This window comes from Bradyrhizobium sp. Mp27 (assembly GCF_029953005.1).
GTDB lineage: Bacteria > Pseudomonadota > Alphaproteobacteria > Rhizobiales > Xanthobacteraceae > Bradyrhizobium > Bradyrhizobium barranii.
In genome coordinates, this window is sequence record NZ_JASAUS010000306.1 from 1 (window position 1) to 4,873 (window position 4,873).

A 4,873-nucleotide genomic window follows, 5' to 3' on the forward strand; every position below is an offset into this window, starting at 1 on the left:
TACGCCCTCCCGACGCAACGACAAAACCGTAAAGCCCCGCGTTCAGCATAACCCGGCAGGAATCCACTTAAATCCAGCGGGGCGCTGTCCAAACAACCGGGGCCAGCTCTACCTCGCAGAAGCCCGGCGCCGGGCTGTTCCAGTCATTGAAGGTGCGGATCGGGACTTCGCGCCGGATTGCGGAATAGAATCCGGCACGGCGCCGCCGGCCGCCGCTCGCCGCGATCTTCACATCGACGAGCAGGCGATCGATGGTAGCGGCACTGATGGCTAGAACACGATCATGGCCCGCCTGGCCAAGCTGCAATCGGCCATGTTGCTCGAGCGCCGGCAGCAAGGTCGGGATCATCACCTTGAGCCGCTTGCCGCACACCCGATCCGACGCCTCCCACAGCGCCGTCATCGCGTCCTTGATCGTCGCGCCATATCTACGCTTGCGCTCTTCGGATGCCTCGACCTCGCCCGACCCAACCGTCGCGCGCTGCCGAAGTGCGCGCACCGCATGCTTGCGATGCCAGCCTGTCGTCGCGCATAGCGCATCGAGCATCCGCCCCTTCTCGGTCCGTTTGGCCGACCGGTAATGCTCCATCACCGCCGACAGGACCTCGCGCCGCGCGCTCATGCTGATCTTTCCCGCCATCGACGACACCGACCCGATTCGGTGACGTTGCCCCAGTCATTGGCAGGAATTGTTCAGTAACATTCATGATGAGGCAATGCGGCTCCGGGCGCTATCCGAGGGTCTTCGAGCCGAACTTGCAACCACGCCAATACGGTCGACTTTAATCACGCCAGGTGCCGTAGACACCGGCATCCAACATAAGACCACAGGCTCCGACAGTGCGCGCATGCTTGAGATCTATAAAAATGCGATTCCGGCCGAAGCGGTAGCTCGTGCAATCGCGTTTGCAATGGAGCAACCCACCAATGTCGATATAAATGAGATTGTGGTTCGCCCGACGGCTCAAGCAATTTGACCGTGGATCGATCTTACTGAAACAATTTGGACTCATCGTCGAAAGTAAAAGAAATATAGTCCGCGACGGTCTTGATAGGCAGGCTTTCTCGACTTTGACGCCTCATGATCAGCCACAGCTCGCGGATCAGCGGTTCACGCTCAAGATTGCATGTGAAGAGGCCGTCTTTCGATTTGCCAACGAAATGCGGGAGAAATGCAATGCCTGCGCCCGCACGAGCGGCGACCGCCTGGGCGGACTGACTGTCGGTCCGAAAAGATATTCGACAGCGTGGAAAGTGCTTAGACAGCCAGCGCGCTTCCGGCAAATGCGCGTTCACTTCATCGAATCCGACAAAGACCGGCTCGGCTCCGGCTTGAACCCGGCGCCGCCATTCGGCATCAGCGTAAAAGCCGAACCCGATTGGCAGCAACCGCTTGGCAATAACGTCACCATCCTGCGGGCGTCCAAAACGGAGGGCAATATCCGCTTCATGTCGTTCTAAACTCACCGACCGAAAGTCGGTCGCCAAGTCGACATCGAGCCCTGGATGTTGCCTGCACAGTTTGGCGAGCCGAGAAACGAGAAAGTGTTGCGAGAGACTTGGCGGCGCGTTTACTCGAACAAGCCCAATAGGCTTGTCCTCACCTCCGCCACGACTGAGGTTTGCCGCCGCTGTTTCCATTTCAGTGGCTGGACCGAGAAGACGGGTGCCCGCAGGTGTCAGTAAATAACCGTCGAGACGCCGCTCGACCAGCCGCTCGCCAAGAGATTGCTCTAACGACTTCACGCGGCGGGCGACCGTCGCGTGATTTACGGAGAGGGCACGCGCGGCAGCCGACAAACTCCCGTGGCGAGCGAGCGCGAGAAAGACCCGAACATTCTCCCAATCAAGCGCTGTGCGATTTTTAACAGCCATTGGGAGAAGATAGTGGATTTTTATCCGATGGCCAGTGGATTATCTAAGGTCCGACAACAGTGAAGAGAGCTCTATGTCCGGTTCAATCACCCTCACCTTGATCGGTGGTCCAACAGTGCTCATTGAGTACAATGGCTTTCGCCTACTGACTGATCCTACCTTTGATCCACCTGGGCAATATCAGGGGCCGCACAGCCTCGTGAAACACGTCAAGACCGAAGGGCCGAGCATCTCGGGGGAGAACGTCGGAAGGCTGGATGCGGTCCTGTTGAGCCACGACCACCATTTTGACAATCTCGATAATTTGGGCCGGGCTTTGTTACCCAAGGTCGGCGCGGTCTATACGACCATGTCGGGAGCTCAACGTTTAGGTGGAAACGCCGTCGGCATTGACCCATTCGAAGCTCGTTTTCTCGAAGGAAAGGATAGTCAGCGGTTGATCGTGACTGCCACGCCGGCACGCCATGGCCCTGTTGGCGTCGAGGCTGGTGACGTGGTCGGCTTTGCGCTTGGAGCAGAGCAGCCCGGCGACCTGATCTATATCACGGGCGATACGCTTTGGTTCGACGGCACGGCTGAGGTGGCGCGGAAGTTTTCGCCCAGGATTGTCATCCTGCACACAGGCGCGGCCGAGCCCCGGGGGCGGTTTCACATGACGATGGGTAGCGAGGACGCGCTGGAGGCTGCACGCGCCTTCCCGGATGCAGCTTTAATCGCCGTGCATAATGAGGGATGGGGGCATCTGAGAGAGAGCCAAGATCAACTTGCCGAAGTCTTTGCCTCGTTTAACTTGTCAAAACGTCTGACAAGGTTTGAGAAGGGCGAAGCGCTGACTATCTCTTGGTAGCGGATGGTCGGCGCGATGGCACGTGTCGGCCGTTGGCCCTCAGCGGACCTTCGAGGCTCCCCCTGTCGCTGTTGGGTTTTGACCCATCGGAGACATCACAGTTGCGTTCTCGGCTCTGTTGTGTAGAGCAACCACGGGTGCTCGCTGCATGAAGCAGTGACAGGTTAAGCGATGGTCGGGCCGCCACGCAGGATGCGTGTGCCCATGAACGATCAGCTGCCCGGCAGAAACCCTTCAGAGTCCCAATCTCTCGCCGGGCGAGCGCTCGCGACACTCCAGCACTTCCTGTATGTCGAGGCGATCAGCGGGATTGTGCTGGTCGCAGCGGCGGCGGCCGCATTGCTGTGGGCTAACTCGCCATTGGCCCATTCGTATCATGACGTCTGGAACCTGCCGATTCCACTTCGCGTCGGCGCATTTGCTTTCGAAAGGCCGCTGCATTTCTGGATCAACGACGCTCTGATGACGGTGTTCTTCCTCGTCGTCGGCATGGAGATTCGCCGCGAGATCCACGAGGGCGCGCTGAGCAGGTTCGACCAAGCCATCTTGCCGGTGCTGGCGGCATTCGGCGGGGTCGTCGTTCCTGCGCTGACTATCTGAGCTTCAACGCCGTTCCGGGGCGCGGCCATGGCCGGGCGATTCCGACCGCCACCGATATCGCTTTCGCCGTCAGCGTCCTCGCGCTGCTCGGCAAATCGATTCCAGGCAACATTCGGGTCTTTCTGCTGGCGCTCGACATCATCGCGGTTCTCATGATCGCGCTATTCTACGCCAGCGGACTCGATCCCAGCGGCTTTGCCATCGCGGCGCTCGGCGTTGTCATGGCGCTCGGCTTTCAGCGCCTCGGGATCGGCTCCGCCTATGCCTATGTCGTGCCGGCGTTCATCGTCTGGGCGGGCTTTCTCATGGCAGGCGTCCATCCGACGCTCGCAGTCGTCGTGCTTGGGCTGATCACGCCGGCGCGGTCGCGGCATCCCTGAATCGTGCCGCCCGTCATTCGTGTGGAGATGGCGCTGCATCCCTGGGTCGCCTACGCCATCATGCCGGTCTTCGCGTTAGCGAATGCGGGTGTCAGCTTCAAAGGCATGGAGCTATCAGGCGACGCTCAGTTCTTGACGCTCGGCGTCGCACTCGCGCTGTGTGCGGGGAAGCCGGTCGGTGTGATCGGGACGACGTGGCTTGCGGTGCGCACGGGCTGGTGCGGCCTGGCGCCGGACGTGTCATGGAGCGGCGTTTGTCTCGTCGGGCTTCTCGCCGGCATCGGCTTCACCATGTCGATCTTCATCGCCATGCTCGCCTTTAACGACGACAAGCTGCTCGATGCGGCGAAGCTCGGCGTGCTGTTCGGCTCGCTGATCTCGGTTACGTCTCCGCGATGTGTTGATGGCAAAACGTAGACGCGGTGCAGCAAGCACGTAGAGCGCTGCAACGTTACGTTTGATCGGCGAGCAGTCCTAGAGCTCGAGTCTCTGGCGAAGCGAGCGCCAACACCGCGTGCGTGCAGGCGATTCAATTAGGTTCGTGAATGCCTTCGCCTGACCGGTAAGTTTTCCCCGCCTCGCTGGCAGTGGATCGCAATGAACGTAACGGTCGGCTCGTCACGTTGCTCCGTCGTCGCCGCTCGTGGGAATGTTGAAATCCCAACGCGCTCAAAGATGCGAGCAGCGATTGCCTCCGACTCTTCCACGGCGGCTATCAAATGAGCGCTCGACGAGGCTTACCGGCACACCGAGGTACTAGCGGATGACGAGCGCGCGGCGGTGGCTGCGAGACGGCCGGTGGTGGTGCTGCAAGCGGGGAGTAGCGGTGACCGATCAAGTCGCCCGCCTCAGCGAGTGGCGGGCTATTTGCCACAGGCACGCAGTAATTTACTGACTGCCATTTTCGGAACGCCGTGTTCTACTGGACGAACACTTGAACGAGATTTGAGCACCAAAGCTGTTGGACTGGAGGGAGCCGCAGTGGGGCTGGACCGCACTGCGGCTTTTCCGTTGATCGCCATTTAGCGCAGAGTGGGCGCTTTACTTGCTCTTGCTGTTCACCAGCCGGCGTAAATTGGACGTCCCCATCCGCCATAGTACCGAGGACCATAGTATCCGCCCCAAGCGTATGGCCTGTAATAAACGCGGGGTCGGTAATAACCCGGGCCAT

The 4,873-nt window shown here is 60.0% G+C and carries 4 protein-coding genes and 1 pseudogene; 3 read left to right on the top strand and 2 right to left on the bottom strand.

The genetic code is table 11. The features are described from left to right. Positions 1–67 precede the first annotated feature (67 nt). Positions 68–640: a hypothetical protein gene (locus QJT78_RS48510; RefSeq protein ID WP_281460763.1), complete on the bottom strand. Its 573-nt coding sequence runs from the start codon at positions 638–640 to the stop codon at positions 68–70. A gap of 208 nt (positions 641–848) precedes the next feature. On the opposite strand from QJT78_RS48510, the gene QJT78_RS48515 reads away from it, so the two are divergent. Then, positions 849–977, top strand: a complete 129-nt coding sequence (locus QJT78_RS48515; RefSeq protein WP_264653550.1) for a hypothetical protein — start codon at positions 849–851, stop codon at positions 975–977. A gap of 13 nt (positions 978–990) precedes the next feature. On the opposite strand, the gene QJT78_RS48520 is transcribed toward QJT78_RS48515, so the two are convergent. Next, complete coding sequence (locus QJT78_RS48520; protein WP_038945675.1) at positions 991–1,875, bottom strand: LysR family transcriptional regulator; 885 nt, start codon at positions 1,873–1,875, stop codon at positions 991–993. Positions 1,876–1,948: 73 nt separating this feature from the next. Here QJT78_RS48520 and QJT78_RS48525 point away from each other — a divergent pair, with 73 nt between their 5' ends. Next, positions 1,949–2,722 carry an MBL fold metallo-hydrolase gene (locus tag QJT78_RS48525; RefSeq protein WP_038954032.1) on the top strand — a complete coding sequence of 258 codons (774 nt, stop codon included), beginning with the start codon at positions 1,949–1,951 and terminating at the stop codon, positions 2,720–2,722. 204 nt (positions 2,723–2,926) lie between these two features. Continuing rightward, a pseudogene (nhaA, locus tag QJT78_RS48530) lies at positions 2,927–4,119 on the top strand (Na+/H+ antiporter NhaA). Positions 4,120–4,873 lie beyond the last annotated feature (754 nt).

Bases quoted from the DNA above. Each gene is read 5' to 3' on its own strand.
- QJT78_RS48510 (WP_281460763.1), bottom strand. From the start codon at position 640: ATGGCGGGAAAGATCAGCATGAGCGCGCGGCGCGAGGTCCTGTCGGCG.
- QJT78_RS48515 (WP_264653550.1), top strand. From the start codon at position 849: ATGCTTGAGATCTATAAAAATGCGATTCCGGCCGAAGCGGTAGCTCGT.
- QJT78_RS48520 (WP_038945675.1), bottom strand. From the start codon at position 1,875: ATGGCTGTTAAAAATCGCACAGCGCTTGATTGGGAGAATGTTCGGGTC.
- QJT78_RS48525 (WP_038954032.1), top strand. From the start codon at position 1,949: ATGTCCGGTTCAATCACCCTCACCTTGATCGGTGGTCCAACAGTGCTC.